The 22,519-nt window shown below is 40.1% G+C and carries 15 protein-coding genes; 2 read left to right on the top strand and 13 right to left on the bottom strand.

Features of this window, described 5'->3' with window-relative positions:
* Positions 1-4: 4 nt before the first annotated feature.
* From DVR12_RS14355 to DVR12_RS14345, 3 genes are all read right to left on the bottom strand, one after another.
* Positions 5-3,250 (bottom strand): SusC/RagA family TonB-linked outer membrane protein, encoded by a 3,246-nt coding sequence (locus tag DVR12_RS14355; protein ID WP_116976438.1) that lies wholly within the window; start codon positions 3,248-3,250, stop codon positions 5-7.
* A 240-nt stretch (positions 3,251-3,490) separates the two neighbouring features.
* Complete coding sequence (locus DVR12_RS14350) at positions 3,491-6,028, bottom strand: kelch repeat-containing protein (RefSeq protein ID WP_116976437.1); 2,538 nt, start codon at positions 6,026-6,028, stop codon at positions 3,491-3,493.
* Between the two features lie 252 nt (positions 6,029-6,280).
* Complete coding sequence (locus DVR12_RS14345) at positions 6,281-8,149, bottom strand: M1 family metallopeptidase (protein ID WP_116976436.1); 1,869 nt, start codon at positions 8,147-8,149, stop codon at positions 6,281-6,283.
* Between the two features lie 169 nt (positions 8,150-8,318).
* Between DVR12_RS14345 and DVR12_RS14340 the strand changes: the two genes are divergently transcribed.
* Together DVR12_RS14340 and DVR12_RS14335 are read left to right on the top strand one after the other, a co-directional pair.
* A complete protein-coding gene (locus DVR12_RS14340; RefSeq protein ID WP_116976435.1) occupies positions 8,319-9,107 on the top strand; it encodes a DUF899 domain-containing protein in 789 nt (262 codons plus the stop codon).
* 7 nt (positions 9,108-9,114) lie between these two features.
* Positions 9,115-9,426 carry a hypothetical protein gene (locus tag DVR12_RS14335; protein ID WP_116976433.1) on the top strand — a complete coding sequence of 104 codons (312 nt, stop codon included), beginning with the start codon at positions 9,115-9,117 and terminating at the stop codon, positions 9,424-9,426.
* A 41-nt stretch (positions 9,427-9,467) separates the two neighbouring features.
* Here the strand turns inward: DVR12_RS14335 and DVR12_RS14330 are convergent, their stop codons facing one another.
* The 10 genes from DVR12_RS14330 to DVR12_RS14285 form a co-directional block, all read right to left on the bottom strand.
* Positions 9,468-10,019 (bottom strand): GNAT family N-acetyltransferase, encoded by a 552-nt coding sequence (locus DVR12_RS14330; protein ID WP_116976432.1) that lies wholly within the window; start codon positions 10,017-10,019, stop codon positions 9,468-9,470.
* Between the two features lie 12 nt (positions 10,020-10,031).
* Entirely contained in the window at positions 10,032-10,514 is a 483-nt protein-coding gene (locus DVR12_RS14325) for a hypothetical protein (protein WP_116976431.1), read from the bottom strand.
* A 10-nt stretch (positions 10,515-10,524) separates the two neighbouring features.
* Positions 10,525-11,604 carry an AI-2E family transporter gene (locus DVR12_RS14320; RefSeq protein WP_116976429.1) on the bottom strand — a complete coding sequence of 360 codons (1,080 nt, stop codon included), beginning with the start codon at positions 11,602-11,604 and terminating at the stop codon, positions 10,525-10,527.
* Between the two features lie 70 nt (positions 11,605-11,674).
* On the bottom strand, positions 11,675-12,049 hold the full coding sequence (locus DVR12_RS14315) for a hypothetical protein (RefSeq protein ID WP_116976427.1): 375 nt from the start codon (positions 12,047-12,049) through the stop codon (positions 11,675-11,677).
* Between the two features lie 138 nt (positions 12,050-12,187).
* Complete coding sequence (locus tag DVR12_RS14310; protein WP_116976425.1) at positions 12,188-13,639, bottom strand: carbohydrate-binding protein; 1,452 nt, start codon at positions 13,637-13,639, stop codon at positions 12,188-12,190.
* A gap of 24 nt (positions 13,640-13,663) precedes the next feature.
* On the bottom strand, positions 13,664-15,421 hold the full coding sequence (locus DVR12_RS14305) for a DUF4983 domain-containing protein (protein WP_158563275.1): 1,758 nt from the start codon (positions 15,419-15,421) through the stop codon (positions 13,664-13,666).
* Positions 15,422-15,435: 14 nt separating this feature from the next.
* The gene (locus DVR12_RS14300; RefSeq protein WP_158563274.1) at positions 15,436-17,034 is read right to left on the bottom strand and encodes a DUF5008 domain-containing protein; all 1,599 of its coding nucleotides are present in this window, start codon (positions 17,032-17,034) and stop codon (positions 15,436-15,438) included.
* A 13-nt stretch (positions 17,035-17,047) separates the two neighbouring features.
* Positions 17,048-17,764 (bottom strand): hypothetical protein, encoded by a 717-nt coding sequence (locus DVR12_RS14295; protein ID WP_116976419.1) that lies wholly within the window; start codon positions 17,762-17,764, stop codon positions 17,048-17,050.
* A gap of 12 nt (positions 17,765-17,776) precedes the next feature.
* On the bottom strand, positions 17,777-19,285 hold the full coding sequence (locus DVR12_RS14290) for a RagB/SusD family nutrient uptake outer membrane protein (protein ID WP_116976417.1): 1,509 nt from the start codon (positions 19,283-19,285) through the stop codon (positions 17,777-17,779).
* A 28-nt stretch (positions 19,286-19,313) separates the two neighbouring features.
* Complete coding sequence (locus DVR12_RS14285) at positions 19,314-22,475, bottom strand: SusC/RagA family TonB-linked outer membrane protein (RefSeq protein WP_199417112.1); 3,162 nt, start codon at positions 22,473-22,475, stop codon at positions 19,314-19,316.
* Positions 22,476-22,519 lie beyond the last annotated feature (44 nt).

Below are 22,519 nucleotides of genomic sequence, written 5' to 3'. Positions count from 1 at the left end.
TCGATTAAAAGGTAAGTTTCAGGTCAAAGCCATAAGTTGAGAATGGAAAGGAACCACCTAGTTCCAGCCCTTGAGCATTACCGGTAGACATAGAAGATTCTGGGTCTATACCTCTTGGTGTATTCTTGAAGATAGTCCAGAGATTACGACCTACAGCGGCCAAACGAGCCGATTTAATTGGTGTAGATTTTATCAGATTAGTAGGTAATGAATAACCAAAGATCAACTCGGAGAGTTTAATGCTGGATGCATCAAAAGTTACAGCCGGTGTATTATTGGTAACCATATCTGATTGGAAGGTCGTTGGGTTCATCCAAATGGTGCTTTTAGCACCCGGATACATTTTCCCATCTTTGTCTGTAAGGCCGTAATAAGCATTAGGATAAGCAGCACCTTTTGCTCTGTCCGGATCGGCATATTGCGTATTACCTTTAGAGTTGGCAAGCCCCTGCCCCATTCTTTCCTGATCATTTTCACCTAAAACTATAGCACTCATTAACCATTCATCTCTGCCATACAAACTTGAAACTGTTGATCCTGCAAAGTTTGCACGGGCATAAGAACCTGAATATAATTTACCACCCCATTTAACTGTTACGAGGAATGAAAGGTCAAAGTTTTTATACCTGACTCCGGAACCGATTGATCCCAGCCAATCCGGGTGGAAGTTACCCAGGTATACATTTCTATCGACAATCGTACGGCCATTACTTGAATTCACCAGCACAGTATCCCCGATTTTGGTTGGGCCCCAACCTACGATCTCTCCATATGGTCTGTCTTTCATTGCATAAACAACTGTTTCCAATGCTCCTCCTAATCTTACCTTATCCAAACCCGGCGTAATTGAAATTACTTTGTTACGGTTTAATGACCAGTTAGCTCTTAAGGTCCATTTCCAGTTTTTGTCCTGATACGGAGTTCCATTCAATGAAACTTCAATACCCTTATTCTGCATTTCACCAGCATTCATCATCCTGGTAGTATAACCTGTTTCGGTAGGCAGATTTGCTTCGATGATCTGATTGAAGGTATTTGACTTATAGATGTTGGTTGTTAACTGAATACGACTTTTAAAGAATGAAAGCTCTAACCCAACTTCTCTTGAAACGGTTTTTTCTGGTTTCAGATTCGGGTTCAGCAATTTAAAGTTTGAGCTGTTTGGCTGCTGTGCATAGCTCAAATATGGATTACCCATATACAATCCACCAACATACATAGTGTATAACATCAATGGAGGCGCAGCATTACCTACCTGAGCATACGAAGCTCTCAACTTTCCGAAGTTCAGAATACTTGATTCAGGCAGGAGGTTTGAGAATACAAAACTACCACTGACAGATGGGTAGAAGAAACTGGAATTACTTACCGGCAAGGTAGAAGACCAATCGTTTCTGCCGGTTGCCGACAAGTACAAAAGCTCTCTGTATCCGAGAGTTAAGTCTCCTAAAATCGATTGCACATTTGATTTTAAAAGAGATTCTCTTGATATAGGAGGAGAAGTAGTATTCTGGATGCTTGGCATGTCGTGAGTTAGCAAGGCATCAGTAGAAGTATATTTTGTCTGATTATTGTTCAACACATATTCAGCACCCACATTTGCACGAAGGGAGAAGTCTTTTCCAAATTTATCATTGTAGGACAACATACCCTGATAATCCCACATTTGATTGGTTTGGGTATTGGTATTATAGGCTCCTCTGGGAGTTTTCAAGCCACCAAGCTCAAGATAATTATAGGCATTAAAAGAAAGGATATCGGTAGATGCCTGTGTTTTGAAACTGAGTTTGTTGGTGAAGTTGATAGTTGCGGCTATACCGCCAATAATTCTGTTGCGCTTATCCTGGTTCGAATTTTCATACAGCATCCAATATGGATTCTCGGTGCTATTGGATGATCCTAATGTTGTTGAATTTCCATTGGCATCGGCCCAGGGAGTCATAGCATTCAGATCGAAACTTCTTGGCAGGTAAACATAAGCGGCCATAGGGCTGTTCTGATCCAGGTTCCGCACCATACGGTTACGGGTATTCTGGGCGGTATACATTACACGGGTTTCTATGTTCAGCCAATCCACTACTTTACGGCTGGCATTCATCTGCAAGTTATGCTTTTGAATAAGGTTGGCATTTTTCAGCACATCATTACTATTCGTATAGCCGTAAGACAAACGGAAGGATGATAAAGCATCAGCTCTGCTGATAGCCACGTTGGATGAATTTGTAACACTGTTCTTATATAAGTCGGTAATATTATTAGGTTTAGGAGAATATCCGCCTGCTAAAGGTTTGCCATTGAAGTCGTTATATGGTTGTCCGAGCATGGGCATACCCCAGGTGCTACTATTCTGACCCATTCTAACAGCACCGGTTCCTTTTATGATATTGTTTCCATTTCCAACCAGTTGTCCGTTTCCTCCTTCACCATATACATTCTGATAAGCCGGAAATTCTGCAATACTATTTACCTGCATGTTCTGGTTAAGGGAAAGCCCCAGGCTTCCATCACCAATTTTACCTTTTTTGGTAGTAATCAATACTGCACCGTTGGCAGCACGGGAACCATATAATGCGGCAGCATTAGGTCCTTGTAAGATGGTAAGGGTTTCGATATCATCAGGATTAATATCTGAAAGACCCATTCCATAGTCCAGCTTATTTTCATTTCCATCACCCATATCGTTATTGATAGGTACTCCATCAATTACATAAAGAGGCTGGTTGTTCTGGGTAATTGAGTTCTCACCTCTGATTACTACACGGGCCGAGCTACCTGGTTGCCCCATGTTTGTAACCTGGAGACCTGCAACTTTTCCTGATAATGCATTTGCAAGGGTCAGGTCTCTTGCTTCAGTAAGATTGTTGGCATCTACAGTTTGAGAGGCGTAGCCTATTTCTTTCTGAGTTTTGGTAAGCCCCATCGCACCTGTAATTACCACATTATTAAGGTTAATTGGTGATGGTGCCAGCAAAAACTGAACGGAAGTTCTGCCATTGAGTGGCATCTCTTTAGCCTCATATCCTGTCATCGTAGCCCGAAGTACGGTAGTGGCCGGATCATTTACATTGAGCGAGAAAGTACCGTCAACTAACGTGGCCGTACCATTTTTGGCACCTTTTACCAGGATGCTTACGCCTGGAAGCGGATTGTTTTTGTCGTCTGTGACCTTCCCCCTGATAAGGGTACGCTGGGCTATTGCCTGTGTAAAACAACAAAGCAATAGTAAGACTGGCAAGCAGAATCGAATCATTGATTGATAATTAATGGTTTAAAAAATTCGTGGAACTATATTTTGATCATATGGAGCTTAGCGGATTTGTGCTACTAGGAATTGTTAGGAAAGGGATAATACTTTCAAAATCGTGGAATCCAATAAGCCTTAATAAATCATGTTGCAAATCAATGAGGTAGGCGCTAATAAACTTATTAACGTTCGCATTAACGCCCGAATTAATTCTCAGAATTCCCTAAAAAAGTGGAAAATGATAGTTTAAGAAATGACTTCCTGGAAACTTGTGACAAATGTTTCTCCATAGATATGGAGATAATCCTTGCAGAATTTCTCGTAAACAGATTTGGCTAAAGTCAACCTATTTAACTGTATTAAATTCTTACATTTCCACCGAAGTGCATCTTCGTGAATCGGATCAAAAACAAAAATTGCATTGGCAATCTCAATATAGGTATCCGGAGAAGCTGAGGATGGTAATGAATTGATTTCAAAAAGTAAGATATCTAGGGCCTGGGAAGAGATTTCCGACTTTATATCCTCTAACCATGGATATTCTGTTCTGAAAAGGAAGGTTCCATCCTTAATAATAGCCAGTAAGGCCTGCAGATTGTTATAGTCTAATTTCTCTGCTCTTATCAGTGAGTAAAAAGTCTCGAGATCTACCCTTAATAAGGTAGGATCATATTCAAACTTCCATCTGTTATCTTCCCGCAGGATAACCCCTGTTCCCAACTTTTCAAGTACACCTTTTAGCTTCACCATATTAACAGAACGATTATTCCTGGCATCACGTTCCGATTTATCATGCCATAGGATCTCGTATAGCTTTTCTGTAGAAATTCCCTTACCTGTTCTGGCCGTATGAATTACAATCAACAAAAACATTTCCTTCACTAGCGGAGAGAAAAGATGTGTAAGGGCATTCTGATTCTTATCTGCCACTCTAAACTCACCAAACAGATGCAATTGTGCCTTAACTTCAGTTTCTTTCTCTTTAGGAATAACCATTTCAACTTCTCTGAATGCCTCTGGAGGTTCATTTACCATTACCTCATCGGAGATAACTTTATTGACCGAATGCTTTCTGGTTCTGAGAAAAAAATACAAAACAGGGATTGCTACGATAACCAGTAAAATCCAACCGATTGCAAAAGAAGTCCGTTGTTTAGCCACTTGTTCGCTCAACAATAATTGTTGAGGAGGGAAGGCCAGGGAGTAGATTTTTATATCAGTGGATCTATCTTTATTGGTAAGTTGAGTAATCGCCAGTAGTTGGTTGCTACGTGGACAATAAAATAAATCGGCTGTAGACAGGTTGTCAGCGAACGCATAGGGAATGGTATCTGCTGCCTTTTCGTAGATTGGTTCATTTAATGAACCTTTAATAAGCTGCAGGGCCGATTTATAACGATCGTTAGGGAAGATAAGTGCATAATAACTATTATCGGAAGTATCTATCACCATTGAGGTGGCAAATACAAATGCCTCACGGGGTTCGGGCAATGTGTAAATTTTCTTTATTTCTTTATTCCTGACATCAAACAGCAATAAATCATAGTAATACTTTGGATTAAGCATCTGCTCTCCGGAGTTACTGCCATAGCCTCCTAGTATGTAAGCCGTATCACCATTAGCCGTTGTACCTAAGGCAGCCAGATATCGGGGTTTGTAATCAGTTTGTTTGACGGTTATATTTTCCCAGGTTCTGTTAGTGAAAAGGCAGCGCTGTACCAGATTTTTATAGGTAAGCTGCCCATAACCACCAAGGATATATAATGCATTTTCACGTTGATTAATAAACTTATTGGATTGCCAGAACTGAGTTATATCGCCGGAATCTATAGGCTTATCCCAGGCTTTATTACCATACTGAAAACCAATAATTTCTCTTTTATCGATATGTACACTGTATAAAGTACGATTAGTAGGATGATAAACAGATTGAAAGCCCCTGGAAAGAAATACCGGTTTGGACAGCGCATCAGCAACGAGGGAATGATTCCTCAATAAATAGCGATGTATACTATCTGAACCTGTCATGTATACCTCTTCCTCTGCCGGGTTAAATGTATAACTGGCATTCCCCTTCACAGTAATAGCTTGTAATAATTGCCATTGCTGATGTAAGGGAGTTTCCCAAATCGGGTTGCTCACTTCAGCTCTACGACCTCCGATACTATCTGTAGCCCTGTCTCCTTTCAGCTCTCTTAACGGCCAATAAGCCCAAAGCTTATTTTTTTGATAAAGACTAATATCCTTGATTTTCATCGGGGGCAGGTCGCTGCTCTTAAAATTATTTACCTGGCATGCCCCAAAAGAAATATGGAAGCAGTGATCCTGTAACGTCAATTCGGAATTTCCTACGGCTTGTTCATTTACTTCTACGCTTAGCCTGGAACCATTGAATTTTAGTTTACAGGTGTTCCAGTCTCTGAACAAAAGATTTGAATCTATCTGAAAAGATATATTTAAATAAGTTCCACCCGAAACAACATTAAACTGCCGATGCAGGTGATTGTAAATAAGATCTATGTTCTGCCCATGATTATTGATCATTCTTAACAAATACCCGTAGTAAACAGACCTGTCGGGGAAAAAGCTAAACTGGAATGCAATAGCTGCATTCTCACTCAAACACAGCGGTTCGTTTTCATTAAGCATTAGAGAGGTTCTCTTCTCCTGAACCTGTTCAAAGGAAGAGAAAACCAAACCCTGTGCTTGCACGGGTATATGCGGAACAGTTAGCAGAAGTATAACGCCCCACAAAATTATCAGGACTTTTGAGGAAATATTCATGTCGGAATTCACTAAAGGGCACAGCTATCTTTAAATTTAAGCAACATTATCGCTTCATTTCATAACATGCAACAGACCCCGTTCTGGTTGATCAAAATTAACTTAAACTCATTTATTATTCGGCGGGGTAAAATTACGGGAAAAAACAGTAAGGACAAAGGTTTATAACGGATGTTTAATTTGAAGAATTTTTAAGAAGATTTTTGAAATAGTCTGATCAAAAATCTTCTTAAAAATCCATTCTTTAAATACTTATAAAGTTATTGTATTATCCTGCTCTGTGGCATCCATAAACAGATTGCCATGCAATCTTACTTCCTTTACCGGCTTATTTACAGGCAGCTTTAAATTCACTGCTGCTTTATCTTTCCAGATAACAGGTGTATGATGAACGCTTGTAGAACTTCCATCACGATAAGTAATCACAACATCAAAAGGAATAGCAAATCCACCTACGTTTTTAATAGCCAGATTTAACTCATTTTTTTGCTGCTTTGCAGAAACAATGCGCAAATCGATGTAATTATTACTGAAAAACCAATTATTCCAGAACCAATTAAGGCTTTGTCCATAGGCCGTATTGAAAGAATAAAAGAAATCCCATGGCATAGGGTGTTTTCCATGCCAGTTATTCATATAGGCATGCAAACATTTACGGAAATCTCTATCTCCCAGTAAATCCTTTAATGCCAGATAGGCCAGGGATGCTTTTCCATAGGAGTTATGGCTATATCCCGCACCACTAACCTGGGTTGACATAGAATTAATTGGCTGATCTTCTTCAGTTGCCGGATTATTGATATATCCGGCAACCCTGAACTCTCTATATGCTGCATCTGCCGCCTCTTTACCTTTTTCGGCAATAGCAATCAGGTATTCAAAAGTAGTGGCCCAGCCTTCATCCATAAAGGCATACCTGGTTTCATTGGTACCCATATAGAACGGGAACCAGGTATGAGCAATTTCATGGTCCTGTACAAATTGAGCAAAAGGCAGGTCATCACCTACCGACTCATCATTTACCATCATCGGATATTCCATATCCGCGAAACCTTGCACAGCTGTCATAACCGGGAACGGATATGGCACTCCAGGCCAGTTATGCGAAAACCAGTTCAGGGCGTGCTGGCCAAAGGTGACTGAATGATGGAAATCTGTTGCCGTATCGTTATAAGCAGCCTGGACACTTGCTCTTCTCATTGTGCTGCTATCTACAACAGTACTTGCAGCATCCCATACATAGTTTTTACTAACTGCATAGGTAACATCAGCAATATTATCAGCTGAAAAATGCCAGGTATTCCATTCCTGTTGGCGGGTCACTTTCCCTTGTGCCATTTCGGACCTGTCTGCAATATGTATTACCTTATCTGAGGTATATGAATTTTTCAGTCGGGTAGCAATTTCAGGTTGTAATACCTCTGTGAGGTTCAATAGATTTCCTGTTCCCCAAACAACATAGTCTTTAGGTGCCGTGATATTAACATCATAGTCGTTGAAATCGCTATAAAACTCAGCTCTATCTGAGTGTTCGAGAACATCCCAGCCATTATAATCGTCGTATACCGAAATTCTCGGATAAGCATAGGCGAGGAAAGCAGTAGTTGCATCCAGCATACCTTCACGCCCACTTAATAACGACAAATCGTAATGGTATTTAATGGCCAGCTTTACATGATTACCATGTAGTAAAGGTTGCTTCAGTTTTATATTGGCAACTGTTCCAATATCGTTATCGAAAGGTATAGTCTGACCGTCTATTACCAGGCTATCTATTGTCATCCCATTAGTCAGATAATCCTTTGCAACATAGCCCGATCTTGTGGCCTGTGGCTTGTGAATATTGACAATCATCCTCAATACTAATTTTCTTAAGGTATCCGGACTATTATTGACATAATCAATAGTAGTGAGACCTGTTACTTTTCTGGTAGGTGGATTTACATTGATGTTTAGCTGGTAGATTCCTTTATTTTGCCAGTAATTCTTTCCGGGAGCGCCGGTTAATGATCTTGTATTTTTCTCATAAGCCTTACGAATATTTCGGGGCATGTACAGTTCCTGGGCACTGGAAATAATGCCGGTTAAGCACAGGAATGCCAGTAAACATGGTTTCTTCATATAGCAGTTTATAGATTATTGGGGTTAAATTTATACAAACCTCCTCAATTAACAATTACCATTCATCCTAAACAAAATGGCATAAATACCCCCATAAAAAGGCGCATTCACAGACATACAAAATCAAATGAACTTATGACATTTGTATTATATCAAAAATGCAAAAATCATGAGTAATAATCTTGCGACTGGTTTTATAAATGAAAACGTTAAACCCAGTCAAACCCACCAAACAGTAACACAATCCGAATGGCTGGAAGCCAGAAAGAAACTGTTAATAAAAGAAAAACAACTTACCCGGCTTCATGATGAAATAGCCAAAGCCAGACTGGAGCTCCCTTGGGTAAAAATACAAAAGAACTATACATTCAATAGCCCTGATGGTACTGTTGGTTTAAGTGATTTATTTGATGGTCGCTCTCAACTGATTGTTCAGCATTTCATGTTTGGCCCCAATGATGCTGAAGGCTGTGTTGGCTGCTCATTTGGTGCAGATAGCATTGATGGAATGTTGGCACATCTGGAAAACAATGATGTTTCAATTACCGCCATCTCCAGAGCTCCATTAGCAAAACTCAATGCCTATAAAAAGAGAATGGGCTGGAAGTTCAACTGGGTATCGTCTGAGCACAGTGATTTTAACTATGATTTCAATGCTTCATTCCGGCCTGTGGATCTTGCCAAGGGTAATATTATCTATAATTATGAAACTATTGAAAATCCGTCAATTCACTGGGAAGACCTTCCAGGCATAAGTGTCTTTTATAAGGATGAGAATGGTGAGATCTATCACACCTATTCTGCATATGCTCGTGGAACCGAGTTTCTTGCAACTGCATTCGACTACTTTGATGTAACACCTTTAGGCAGGAAACCTGGCGATTTATCCAAGTATATTAAACGGCACGACAGCTATAGCAAAATGAATTCAGACAGTTCCTGTTGTAGTTCTAAATAATCACAAAATGAAATCATCCTGCGCTTGCCATACGAAAACGGGCATACGTAATAGCAAGCCCACAAGCACCACAGGCGCCAACGGTTTTGTAAAGCGGGTAAAGAAATCTGTAAGCTGGCTAATCCCGGGAATTACGCTGGTATTGATTCCTAAATGCCCAATTTGCCTGGCCGCCTATATTGCAATTGGAACCGGTATAACCTTATCGATAACGGTTGCTACTTATTTACGAATAGGGCTTGTGGTCTTGTGCATAGGAGTACTTGCCTGGGCATTGGTACGTACGCTGAAAACAAAAAATTCATCTTCAAATATCTGAATAAATTAAAAATGGTCTCGGGTTTACGAGATCATTTTTAATTATAGCTGTACGCCTTCAAATAGCAGTTTTCTGAATAAGGAAAGGGGTGAATCTTCACCCGGAGGTTGAATAGTACCATGCTGAGCAAAGCCTAATCGATTCAATAAATTTACAGACCTTTGATTTTCTGGCTGAGTGATAGCATAAACCAACGGTAGTTTAAGCTCCTGTTGAGAATACTCCAATGTGGCCTTGGTGATCTCATAGGCATAACCTTTACCTTCAGCTGATGGGAGAAAAGCAAATCCCAGATCGGGATGCTCCAGGTATCTACGTTTGAAAAGGCCACAAATTCCGATAGGTGTATTTGTTTCCTTCAGTACTACAACCCAGGCACCATATCCCTGCTCCTTGTACATTTTGAGCAGGTTATTCATAATGTAACGCTGAGCATCTGTTAGGGTTCTCACTTTCCTGTCACCAATGAACTTCAGCCAGGAAGGAGTATTGAGTAACGTTAAAACAAAATGATCATCGGAAGCCGCAAAGCTGCGCAATTGCAAAAGTTTGGTTTCTGTTATAACTGTCATCTTACTCTGAAAAATACTCATTTTGATTTAATGCTACAAATCTGTATCTAACTGATTTACCATTTTAATATAATCGTATTGCAGATCGGCATGCAAACTATCTATAGCTTTAACAGATTTCTTTAGCAGTTGCATATAGAGATTTTGAATCTGAACATTTCTATTGTTTACCATCCCTGATGCTTTCATCTTCTGACAGATGTATAACAGTAACTCTGCGTCCGTTTCCTTATTACCTACATAGCGTATATACTTGTTGGTTATACGGATGGTTTTTCTTAATTTCTTCTTCGCCAGGTAAGATTTATCGTGACTTATCTCTCTGAATGCTTCATCAATTTCTGTTTTAATAGATTCTACATATGTTGGTAAATCATCAGCTTCAAACAGAAGATAGGATAGTAATTCTTTATTATCCGCCTTAAATTTTGCCAACCGCAAACATAAAGCCATCAAACTGGCTGGTGGTAAAGTCTGTAATTCTTTTTTTATATCGCTGACCGATGCGGCTTTCATAATTACTCAATTAGTCTGCTGACTGGGGTTCGCTTTTACCCGCCAGCCAGGAATTAAATACGGTATAGAATACGGCCATAATTATGGCTCCTTTAAAAATCCCTGTAAATCCCCAGGCCGCCAGGCCACCAATCACCCCCAGAAACAAAACCAGAAATGGCAATTTACCACTTTTAGCAATCAGTAAAGGCTTTAAAATAGCCTCCCCTATTTGTAATCCAACCCCGTAGATGATTAAAAACAAGGTCATACCCGGATGCCCCTGGGTTGCCATCCAGATCATTACCGGAATCCAAATGATAAGCGGGCCTATCTGTATTAGTACAACGAAGAATACAAGTGCTGATAACCCTAATGCAAAAGGTACTCCGCCAATAGCAAATCCAATCCAAGATACAATTCCTGTAATAAATGCTGTTCCCATTACTCCAATAGAAACTCCTTTAACAGCCATAATGGTAGCATCCAGCAGCTCTTCTCCATCTTTCTTTCCTAATAAATGCTGAATAGTGGACTTAACAGGTCTGACTGCACTCTCACCTCCTACCAGGAAGAAAGCTGAAATAATAATCCCTATTACCAATTGAATTGCAGCGCCTATAATGCCGGCACCACTACTAATCACATGCCTAACAATGACGCCTACTTGTTTTTCATGGCCCGTAATAGTAGCATGCGGACTCTCCCGCAAATTCTGCCAGAAGGAATTAATATCCGGTCCCAGATAAGGAATATTTATTAACCAGGAAGGCAAAGGCGGCAAGCCATTCTGCCGGGTATCATTGATCCAGTCAACAATATCCCGCATGTGTGTGCTTATGGCACTGATGATATAAGTAACAGGTAGAGCAATGATAGCAACGAGAATAATTGCATATAATACAGCTACCAACTTCCGCCTTCCCTGCATCTTCACAACCATTTTTTCGAATAATGGGTGGAAAGACACTGAAAAGATCAATGCAAAGGTTAGTACTCCGAAAAAAATATGTAATACTTTATACAGCGCTATCAGCAAGCCTAGTAACAATAGCAATACCAGAATCGTTTCGATCAGATTTCTGGAGCCCTGGCGAAAATGCGCATTCATAAGCGGTACTTTTCAGTTATATGAATTTACTACTTATCCCTTATCTGTAACAATATGGGAACTACCTTGTTTAATTTATGAGGGCTCGTTTAAGAAAGACAGTTACTTCTTCATTTACATCGTCTAACTGGTACATCCTGAAATGGTGATTATATTGTTGCTGTCCAGGCACTTGCGCAATTTTTGTAAAGCAAAGATTGTCGTGATACGGTTCCTTAAACGGGAAAATAATATGCACAAAGTTCTTTCCTAACTGTGTTACCCAAACCTGACCAGAAGGTGTACCTATGCTAATCATTGATTTAGTAGTTCTTATAGCTACGGGAGTTAAATTGGCGCAGGCGGTATAAAACCCTTTAAGCAGAGCTAAGGTTTGATCTGACTTTCCTTTAAGGAAAGGGCTAAGTTGTGGGTCTTCAATGCTGTCAAATGGGTTCTCTGGCATTTTTACGGAAAGGTAGCTAAAAAAAATATGCCAGCCTGGAAAGGCCGGCAATACATATCAGGTCGAATAATAAACAATTATGCTAATGCAGCACCATCTCTGTGCGCTCGACTGAAGAGAGGTGCTGCGTATAGTGAACTATTTCTTTCTGGTAAATATGTAATCTCTTAAGTTAGTATCTCCTGTTTCCCAAACAAATTTCATCAGATGTTTACCTGCTGTCATTTTCAATGTGCCATGCAGGTAAGTCCAGTTACCCCAGCCACCAGTGCTGGTAAATGGAATTCTGCCTGTCTGGTTTACATCATCAATTTCAACATGCAATCCTCTGTCGCCGCCATTAGGAGTAGTAATAGCGATGGCGATATCCCACTCTCCATCTACCGGGGCCTCGATGGTATATTTTAACCACTCTCCATTTTCTGTAAAACCAATGTTGCCTCCGTTATTTTCAATATCTACACCTTCATTCGGACGGTATGTTCCCGGAATGTTATTAGGGGTACCATCATGATATCCCCAGCCTTCACCACCCAGATCGAAATCTGCGGCCTTCAGTGTAACTGAGCTACCAATGGCAGCAGGGAGCTGCAACGGTGTTCCATAGTAAGGGTTATACTTCAACCCTTCGGGATCTACAACTACAACCATTGTACGCCTGGCCGAGTCGAGCTTATAAACACTCGGATCTATAAGGTCTATTGCCAATGCTGCTTTCTTCCCGGGATTTACCAATAGGGATGATAGATTTACATTTACCGGGAAGCTGAGTGAATTATTAAAGTCTTTGAAGGCAATGGAATCTGGAAGGGTGATGTCGGCCCCCGTAAGAGCTACTGTATTGGGTAGTGCTCCGGCAGTAATCAGTTTTGAAACGGTATCCTGGTTAGGGCTTAATTTCAAATAAAACGATTTTCCTGCTGTACTGGTATAACTCACGCTTAATGGTACCTGCAGAATGCCTATTCCTACGGTGTAGTTTTTAGGTTTATCTACTGGTACGCTAATCGTCTTACCATAATCAGTAAAGTAGACATAATGGATCTGATCTATTGGTACAATGGCGGTTGTACTGATCTGAACAATTACTGTTTTCTTCTTTTCATCCAGTGCATTATTTTTTGATGGATCTTTCAACTCTACTGCCACCACCAGATTTTTACCATAATATTTTTCAAAAGCTCCCAGATTAACTTTTAATGAGAAGGTTGCTTTGTCGACCCCAAATGGGATGTTAATCAGGTAAGGCAAGGAATACTCTTCTGCTGAAAGTAGCACAGCATTGTTGAGCGTTCCGTTAGCAATCATATTGTTAATGGTATCGTTGTTAACACCAATACCAATATCAAACCTTGAAGGGGCAGCATCAGAGAGCTGTATACTCATGGGAATATCTACCGTCAGTGCATCTTTTGTGTAACTGGTATCTCCTGCCGGGATGCTAATTACGCCATTGTTGCTTGACAGGGCAGCATTAACCTTTTGTACATTAATTTGTTCTCCCTTGATATCATCCCTTTTACAGGATTGGTTAGCTATAGCAACAAATGCCAGTAGCAATGGTAAAGAGAATATTTTAGTATTTATCATCCTGATATCTTTAAGGTAATCTGGTTAGTTATTATTCATACTTACATAACGGGTAGTCCATACCTTCCCATCTAAATTCCAGCGTGGATCTACGGATACCTGCAACCAGTCCATTACCTGGCGGCATACATCTATAGACTGTGGCATAGTTTGAGCTACGTTATTTGGAGCGGCAGGACAGATGAGGTTATTAAATCCAAGCCAGCTATAGGTTCCATGAATCTGCAAATTAGCCACCGAACCACTTTGATCTTTCAGTATTGCGCCCTGCCCATCGGTTGCCGGCCAATAGCCGATCGACTGATCATACAACGGATGGCTTTTTGTCATAAATGTCTGGCAGGCATAATCTGATATAATCTTATCAGTTGCTGCAGCCAGGAAAATCTTAACTTCTGTAACATAGGCATCCGGAGCAGGATAACTTCCTATGTAAGGAAGGTACCCCAATGTAAGGGGAGCTGTATTATTTAGATTGCCGGAACCGGTAATATCTGAGGTATTATTGGCCTTTCCATCTGTATATGTTCTTACAGTACGTGAATTATTATTCATCGTATCCGTTACGATAGCTACCGCGATATCGTGCCAGTTTCCATCACTTATATCAGCACCACCTACAATAATATTATTGGTTCTTCCTGGCGCATTCTGCCCAATGTTTATTTGCCAGCCTTTCTGATTCAATACAATCGCCCATCCTACAATTCCTGCATCAAGTGAAGCTCTTTTAGCCAGGATGGAAGTATTGGAGTAACTATAGTCTCCATTTGCCCCTGGCATCACTTTAATCTTCATTTCTATAGTCAGGCTTTGTTTTTCACTAAAGTCAAAGTTTTTTGTATCATTAACTGTTGCATATACAGCATTCGCATCATTCCCAACTAAGTGTACCGCTTTACCGATATATCGATTTCCGGTGTAAGGCTTATCTATAAAGGATGGGAGATAATCCTGGGTATAATAAAGCACAAAGTTGTTGACAGCAGGATTACTTAAAATAGTATGGTCATCGTCGTCTGGTGAAATAGCAAAAGGTCCGCCATGGCTCGACATTACAACCACCATCCATTTCTCCTGAAGATAGGATTTACGCGCTTTTATGATATTCAGCATCTTTCCTAAATCATCATCAGCCTGTAACAAAGCGTTTTTATATTGGGGAGATGATAAGTCATACCCAAACTGCTTTCCTTGTTTATTAATGTTACTGTACTGTACCACCACTACACCGGCACTATCATTTCCCAATTCCGTGAGTGCAGCCTGGGTTGCTCCGTTATCATCATTAGCAAACAGCCTGTTATCATCTGAATCAGTGATAATTTTATCTCCGATTCCATCAACCGTTGTATAAGTGGCAATTCTTATGGATGGTTGACGGGCTTTAATATATTTAAAGAATGAAGGGAAATTCTTTAAGTTGGTATTATTAAGATCTGCCCCTACTGAGTGCTTATCTTTTGTAACACCAGTAAATATATCTGCGTAGGTAGTATAGCTATTGATATCTGCATCAGAGATAGAATTCCAGGCATAGATGGAATGATCTGTAAGTGCTGAGATATTAGTGCTGTTTAAATCGCGAACCGATTGTCCTCTTGCTCCATCGAGTATCACCATCAAAACTTTAGCCTGTTTGATGATCGCTCTGGTTGTATCATTGTTATTGCCTGGGGGCAAAACTCTTTCAAACCCTTTATTACAAGCCATCCAAAGTACGGAGCTTAGTGTAAGCAACAGCAGTGTTCTTCCTTTCGATATCCAATTATATTTCTGCATGTTCTGGGAATTAATCATTTTAATAAAAGCCTGGTAATGTTACCTACAGGTTGTTCATCCAATTTGCTAAAACCACCTGTGAGCAAGAGTTGTATCTGACCCGAAAAATTCTTTGTTTCCAGTACGTTAGTTACAACACCTTCCAGGTCACCGTTGGTATTATATCCTTTCAATAATGCACCTTGCTGATCGAGGATCATAAAGTTCCCTCTATGAACTCCGCCATAACTTCTGAAATAACCACTAACCACAAGCCAGCCATTCGAAAGCTGAGAGGCAAAAACATAAGAATCTATATTATTCTTCGTCGCTCCTTTAAATGTATTATCCAATGAACCATCTTCATTGATCAGGGCTAGGCCATTCTGTTCATGTCCGTCGAAGACATTAAAAGCTCCCGCCAGCGTAAAGCGGCGGGTAGCTTTATTATATTTGATAGATGAAATGTACTGATCTGCGCCGTTACCGGTTTTAAAAGTGCGGTCTATACTCCCGTCGTCATTGATGCGCACAATATTATTTACTGTCTCATTATTATACTTAGTAAAACGACCTACTAATATTACCTTCCCGTCATCCTGCATCAATGCATCGATTATTGGCCCATTTGGTCCGTCATAGCTTTTATGTGTTAACAGATTATAATTAAAAGAGGAATCCAGAGACCCGTCGGCAAAGAATCGTACCATATTCTTAATTCTAACTGAATCTATTGCCAGTGAGTCGCGTCGTCCTCTATAATCGCCATATCCGTACACCCTTTGCAGATAGTAATTAAAACTACCGACCGCCGTTATCATATTCCCCCGGGTAAATAATTTAGAGATACTTCCATCCACACCTCCATTGAAAGCAGGAACCGTATCCTGATCCATAAAGGTTCTTACAATCATACTATCCAAAGTACCATTAGTGTTAAGAACTGTTATGTTACTAACTTCACCCAGATGGATATTGTAGGAAGAAAAACCACCTCCGATTACAAATTTTCCATTAGGCAGGGTGGCAATAGTGGTCAGGTAACCACCTACACCATTTTCTGTAACGAGGGAACGATCCAGCTCTCCATCTTTAGAAGTAAGCAGGATACGGTTCAGAGGCTTTACTGTTCCTTTCTTTTCATAGTCGGAAAAACTTCCTACTAAGATCATGCGCCCATCTGGTAATGGCAGTACCCCACTGATATAATTATCTGCTCCAACCTGAGCTTTAAATGTATTATCTGCAGACACATTACCTGTTACCCGGAATACAGGTCCGAATACCACTCTATCGTCAATTGAAATTGCACCAACGCCGGTGCTGGCATTTTCCGGCACCTTGATCTGAATACCTGTGCTATCGATGCCTACTATTTCAGCTACCTCATTATTCAATAAAAAGGTGATGGAATTCTTATAAGGCACCAGCCCTGTAGCTTTATATTTTACGATACTTCCGGGAGCTCCCAGTCTGGGTTCCGGATAATCTGTACTCATTTTAATTCCCAATGCCGGACGGCCACCTGCATACGGATCTGAATAAACTTTATCTTTTGTTGTACAACTGCTGTTTAGAATGAGAAAGCTCAACACCATCAACAACAGGTAACAATTATTACGGCTCTTTTGCATAACGTTTAATAAATTATTTACCAGATGAATTAATTGCAGCCTGTACATCCAATGCAAACTTAATAGGGTCAAAACCAAAGTAAGCGTGTTGGGAACTAAGTACATGTACTACTCCATTATCTGTTAATATATTGCAGGATGCTACGTAAGAATATTTCCATCCCTGCGTTGGATTTGATATATCAGGTATGTATGCCAGACTCAGCTGCCTGTATCCCACATATTTCACACCATTGGCATCATTATAAATCACTCCGATATTCATTGGTTGTTTATCCCAGGAATAATAGGTCTGACCCGGATAATTGATTAATAAATTGTAATCGATCTGTGGATAATCTTTAAGCTGATTTGCACCATGAAACAGATAGCAACTCAAATATTTTCTCCAAATTGGAGCTGGTATCTCATTTAAAGCACGGATAGTGTCATATCCATTAGTATATAAAACCTGATTTGTGAAAATAATCAGATTGCTAATGCTGTAATCAGTTGGTGAAAAGAAAGTAATTTTATCAGATTTAAAAAGACTATCCATACCTGCCAGATTCACAACCGTAGCTACCGAATCGAACAAAAATGGTTGCGCATTCAGATAGTCTAGCACCGATCCTTTAAAATATGGATTTGCAAGTCCGGAATCGAGATAATAATCCTTCTCTTTCTGACAAGCTGAAATGCCCGCAATTGCAATGATCAGGATTAATAGATATTTTTTACGTAAACGCATAGTTGCTGATTTTTACTTTAACCAAAAGGTGTTAAGTTGGATAAACGGATTTTGATTTTGCACAGAAGCATCCAACGGCCAGGTCCATCCTCCCTGATCAAATTGCAGCTGGGTAAGTGGATAATAGCACCATTTTGCACTGAAGATTCTACCGGTTCGGAGCAGATCAAAGTAATAGTGCCCTTCTCCCATTAATTCTCTGGCTCTTTCAGCAAAAATGGCTTCTTTAAGTTCATCCCCTGTTACTCCGGTTACCGGAGAAGCTAACGCACGTTGTCTCACCAGGTTCATTTTTGCCATTGCCTCATCATCTCTTCCTCCTACTTCAGCCAGGGCTTCTGCCAGTAGTAATAACGCATCAGCATATCTGAAAATAATTACATTACCATCCGGGTTATAATCTTCCTGATCTGTGATTGCATAGACATTAATAAACTTCAGATATTGGAAATCTCCATTGTCTGCAAACATATTTTCATCAAACCAGGCCTGCACTCTACCATCTGGTAATCCGGGAGGGAAAAGCATTGTCAGAAAAGATGCCCTGTAATATGAATAGCTCCATTGGTGGGTTGCCACAGGTCGTTTATACGGGAAGTGTAACACCAAATCTGAAAAAGTATTATAACGAATAATTTCATTATAGTTTGAGTTCTGTGCTATTTCAAACAAACTTTCTTTAGTACGACCTTGAAACAACTGGCGATATTCGCTTAACTGGAGCAAATCATACTGTTTGCTATTTACCAGCTCTGTTCCGACATCAACTGATTGTTGAAAATATTTTTTAGCATTTGCTTTATCAAATCCTGCATTCCAGGCATCGAGCTCCATAATTAAAGTCAGCAAGGCCCCTTTAGTTGCTCTTACACCAACATAGGCTGCATTATTATAAGTCCATGGCAAATCATCTTTTACTTTCATCAGATCATCCAAACAATTTTTTGCCACTGTAACCATCTTTTCTCTGGGTAATGGATCTATATGATAGGCATCAGTAAAATAAGGAACATCTCCCCATACTCTGATCATCAACCAATAAGAGATACAACGCAGAAATACAGCTTCAGCTTTAAATCCTTTAATCTGGGCATCCGTTGCGCCCCCAATTTTTCTGACTCCCAGCTCATAATAAAGGTTATTGGCTGCCTGAATCACTTTATAAAACCCTTGCCATTTTGTAAGCTCTCCCCAATGATACAATCCGTCATTACCGCGTAGAGCAATAAATGTGGCCAGGTCGTTTTGCGAAACAAAGTGTACGTAGTTACGATCTTTAGTTTCCGGCGCTTCCGCCATCATTCCGGATCTGACATCACCTGCATTTGGCAGAAAAGGACAGGACCCTAATTTATCACGTAGTAATCCGTAAGTATCCCAAAGATTATTTTCAACATCTTCCTTTGTTTGTAAAAAAGCATTTCCTGAAAGTTTGTCCAATGGTTTTACGTCCAGGAATTTCTTGCAACTGCTTTGTCCGATCAGCAGCAGTGCTAGTAAACAGATAATCTTGCGATGCATGTTCAATTTCTTTTAGGTAAAAATTATCTTAAAACTGTACGTTAAGCCCAAAGTTCCAGGAACGAGGGATAGGATAACCATTAGACTGATCTCTTCCCAACGCAGATACGTTTTCAGGGTTAGGACCAGAATAATTGCTAAACGTTTTTACATTATTACAAGTCAGATAAAAGCGCACAGTATTGAGTCCATATCTGTGCGTCAGATTTTTATTCAGTATATATCCAATTGTGATTGTGTTGATTTTGAAGTAAGAACCATCTTCCTGGAATAATGTCTGATCTCCTCTGAATGGTTGAACGGCACCAGCTCTTGTATAATCGAAAGGATTAGGGTAAGATGCATCATTGCCATATGCTTTCCAGTAATTAATGGAATTGAAATCAACAATCGAACGTTGGTCAAATGGCTGGCCCAGATACTGTAATCTTTGTACCAATGCATCATTGATGATATCTCTTTTTGCAGTATAGGATGCATTGATAGTAAAACTGAAATTCTTATAGTTAAGTACCGATTGCACACCACCTGTTATCAATGGTTGTGAGTTACCGGCAATTGTGTAATCATTGTTATCCAGAATATAGTTGCCGTCTCTGTCTTCCCAGTATGGATCTCCGGCTTTAAAGAATACTCCATCCAAAGTATGATACCTTAATCCGGTTGCCGGATCAACTGGTACCGCATCTAAATTGGCATATACTCCTTTAGTAGTTAACAGATAATTGCTCAATGAATTTCTACCAACCCGGTAAACGATGTTTTGATTATTTTCAGATTGAATCAACTGACGGGCATCACCAGGCAGACGGGTTAGGATGTCTTTATTCATTGCACCATTCAGGCTGATGCTCCATTGAACAGTACTAACAATAGGTCTGAAAGTCAATGCCAGCTCATAACCATAATTCACCAGCGAAGTTTCATTGGTAATTACACTTTTGAAACCGGTTATATCAGGCAAATCCTTCCTACGAAGAAGATTGAGCACTGACTTGTAGTACATATCAAATATTACTTCAATTCTGCTTTTGAAGAATCCTGACTCTAAACCTAGATTATACTGAGTTGTGGTAGTAGGTTTCAGATCTGGATTAGGCATCTGATCGAAGTTGGAACCAATTCTTGGATTTCCGTTATAAGTACCATTAGGTGCATATGTACCATAGATTGCAAACAGATCTGCCATTGGTACAATGTTTTGCCCCCAGCTTCCGCGCAATGAACCATACGACAGCCAGTTTTTGTCTATCAACGCATTTTCCTTACTAAAGTTCCACCTCAGACCAATAGAAGGATTTTTAGAATAAGGATCCTTAAACCCGGTAGCCGAAGTACCATCCATACGATAACTTGCATCCAATACGTATTTCTGCTTAAAGTTATAAGAGAATGTACCGGCAAACGAAGCTGTATGGCCCTGAGAATAGTTCCCTAATAATCCACCTCCTTTTGATGCATCCTTACCATAGCCTAAAGGCCCCTGGTACTGATCGTTAGGCATACGTTCCTGGCGTATTATTCTGGCCTGCATACCTCTGTTATATATTTCATTAAAGCCCATTAACGTGAAGTTGTGCTTCTTGTTGATGCTTTTGAAATAGGTAAGGCTATTACGATTATACAGCGTAAAATTTCTGTCGTCATATGCTTCTACCTGTGAGTAGTCGCTATTTGCGGCGGCAGGAGTAAATTTATCGGTGGTATTGGAAGCGTAAGTATAACTAATGTTAGAGCCCATACTAAGTCCATCTATCAATTGATAACTGGCATCTATAGTAGTGGTAACATTCAGGGTTTTGTTGTTATTCTGTACTTCCAGTGCACCTAACAGGTCAGACGAACTTAAGAAGAAAGATGGATCAGGCATCAGTGAAGAAGTTTGCCCATTGTTGGCAACTCCGGTTTGTAATAATCCATTACCACTACCTAACTTCCTGTTACCAACCTGCGTGTTTAGCATAGCAAAAACCTTCAGTTTAGGAGTTGGCTGATAATTCATATTAGTGTTAATAGAATATCTGTCGAACCCTGTATTTCTGATAACACCGTTTTGGTGGAAATAAGAAAGATCTGTTTTGTAATTGAACGTTGGATCACCACCGCTGATATTTATATCATGTGTTTGGTTATATGTAGTACGGTAAAAAATACCCTGCCAGTTAGTTGAGCTATTGTAATAAGGATTCAGACTATCGGCCAGGAATGGAGTTTGAGATATTTTCAACCAATCGCTATAATTTCCATTCTGCATAATCTCTTTAATCCTGATTTGTCTTTCCATGTTACCACCCACTGTTTCTCTTAACTTCGGAGGAGTATCCATAAAGTAGTTACCCGTGTATCGTACTACCGGAACTTTGGAGCTACCACGACGGGTAGTAATAACGATAACACCATAAGCCGCCCTGGAGCCATACAATGCAGTAGCCTGGGCATCTTTAAGTACTTCAAGGGTTTGAATATCTTCAGGCGGGATAAGAGACAGAGGGCTAACCCCAGGTCCGGGAGTCTGGAATCCGTAGGTAAAGTTAGCATCTGCATCAACAGGCACACCATCAATTACATAAAGAGGAGAAGTTGGCGAAAGGAAGGAATTGCTACCACTACCGGTAACGGTAATATTAGAAAGACCACGGATTGCAACCATACCTCTACCACCGGGAGAACCTGTATTATTCTGAATATTCAGCCCCGGTACTCTACCTTGCAATAATTGTTCTACGTTGGATACCGGTACATCCTGCAGATCTTTACCACTTACCAGAATAGAGCTACCAGTAGTAAGTTCTCTGGTTTTACTCTGATATCCGATGATTACTGTTTCTGTAAGTTTGTTTTCTTTAACAGACATGCGAATATCCAGGCGCCTGCCTTGTCCGACTTTTATAGTATATTCCTTATATCCTATAAAGCGGAATACAAGGGATGCATCAGGGGATACCTGAACGGAGAAATTTCCTTTCGCATCTGTGACTCCTATCGCTTTAGTTGTTTTTCCAACCACCTCTAAGATACCCACCCCCATCATTGCTTCAGTTGTTTCCTTTTCGCTTACGGTACCAGTAACTGTAACTTTTGCCTGCTGCGCAGATCCCACCAACGTAAGTAGCATCATTGTAAGCATCCAGCATACAATTTTGGCAGATAAGCGGATTTTATAAAGAATTGTAGATTTATTTGGTTTCATAACACCAGATCATTTTTTTCAGAATGTAATTCAATATAGATACC

Source organism: Chitinophaga silvatica, assembly GCF_003419895.1.
GTDB classification, from domain to species: Bacteria; Bacteroidota; Bacteroidia; order Chitinophagales; family Chitinophagaceae; genus Chitinophaga; species Chitinophaga silvatica.
Note: the sequence above shows the minus strand (reverse complement) of the source record. Positions and strands in the feature narration are given on the sequence as shown.